Annotated in this window: 2 protein-coding genes; both read left to right on the forward strand. The window is 35.7% G+C overall.

Annotated elements, in window-relative coordinates; genetic code table 11:
- Positions 1-50: 50 nt before the first annotated feature.
- The gene (locus HMPREF0013_RS25510) at positions 51-560 is read left to right on the forward strand and encodes a helix-turn-helix domain-containing protein (RefSeq protein ID WP_002120495.1); all 510 of its coding nucleotides are present in this window, start codon (positions 51-53) and stop codon (positions 558-560) included.
- A gap of 32 nt (positions 561-592) precedes the next feature.
- Positions 593-1,435 carry an IS3 family transposase gene (locus HMPREF0013_RS25515; protein WP_230445321.1) on the forward strand — a complete coding sequence of 281 codons (843 nt, stop codon included), beginning with the start codon at positions 593-595 and terminating at the stop codon, positions 1,433-1,435.
- Positions 1,436-1,503 lie beyond the last annotated feature (68 nt).

A 1,503-nucleotide genomic window follows, 5' to 3' on the forward strand; every position in this document is an offset into this window, starting at 1 on the left:
CTGAACTGCACCCCATAAGTTAGACTTTTAAAACTTATGAGGTGTGCTCTATGCCAATTCCGAAGCATTCAAAAGAGTTAAAATTAAAAGTCATTCAAGCTTATTTAGAGGGAAGTAAAGGATATAAAATCCTTTCACAAGAATTTAATGTAGATCTCCAAACCATCCGCTTATGGATTGAAAACTATAAGGCACAAGGTGAAGATGGCCTGAATGTTAAAACTAAAAAAACCTACTACTCTTCCGAATTTAAAATCAAGGCTGTACAAATGCTTCTTGATAAGATACCGGTAAGAGAAGTTAGAAGACGGTTAAATCTGAGCGGGACGTCAATTTTAAGAAGGTGGCTAGCTCAGTATCATAAAGAAGGGATTGCTGGGTTTAATACCACGAGGATTTATACCAATATGCTTAAACAAGATAAAACTAAAATAACCAAGTCTGTAAAAGATGACAAAGATAAATCTCAGCAGGAGCTCATTGATGAAGTGACCGCTTTACGAGCAGAGGTTGCCTTTTTAAAAAAGCTAAAAGCCTTAAAACTGAAGCAACGTACCTAAATTCAATTTCTACTGCAGACAGTGTTCAAGTTATTTCAGAATTAAGGCAAATTTATCCATTAAAGCTCTTACTCAGTATTGCCAAGATCGCTCGTAGTACTTATTTCTATCACATGAAAGCTGTACGCTCTAAGGATAAATATACTGAGTTAAAACAGCAGATCAAGTCCATATATCACAAGCATAAGGGATGCTATGGCTATCGTAGAATTACTCTTGCTCTGAAAAGTACAGGAATAATAATCAACCATAAATGTGTATATCGTCTTATGAAAACTATGGGACTTAAATCACGTATCAGAGCACTAAAATATCGCTCATATAAAAGTGGTTGTGTCGGGATGGTGGCCGATAACATTATGCAACGGCAATTTAAAGCGAACCGTCCCAACCAGAAATGGGCAACTGATGTGACGGAATTTAATGTTAACGGTGAAAAACTTTATCTATCACCAATTATAGATTTATTTAATGGGGAAATTATTACCTTCCGGATCCAACGTAAACTCAATTATGAGTTAGTGAAAGATATGCTCATTCATGCTTTAGCTAAACTTAAGCGACATGAGAAACCAATTCTCCATTCAGATCAAGGATGGCAATATCAAATGGCTCATTATCAACAGCAATTAAAGCAACATGGTTTAATTCAAAGTATGTCTCGTAAAGGAAATTGCTTAGATAATGCTGTAATAGAAAGCTTCTTTGGAATATTAAAATCGGAGTGCTTTCATGGTGAAAAATTTCAATCAACTGATGAGTTAGAGAAAACTATACGAGAGTACATTCATTATTATAATCATGAGAGAATCAAGGTGAAGCTACAAGGTTTATCCCCTGTACAATATAGAAACCAGTTTTTAAAAACTGCTTAACTAACTGTCCAACTTTATGGGGTCAGATCATTCCACCGTAGAGGGGGCACGAGGGGCTAGACACTAAA

This window comes from Acinetobacter sp. SH024 (assembly GCF_000163635.1).
GTDB lineage: Bacteria > Pseudomonadota > Gammaproteobacteria > Pseudomonadales > Moraxellaceae > Acinetobacter > Acinetobacter pittii.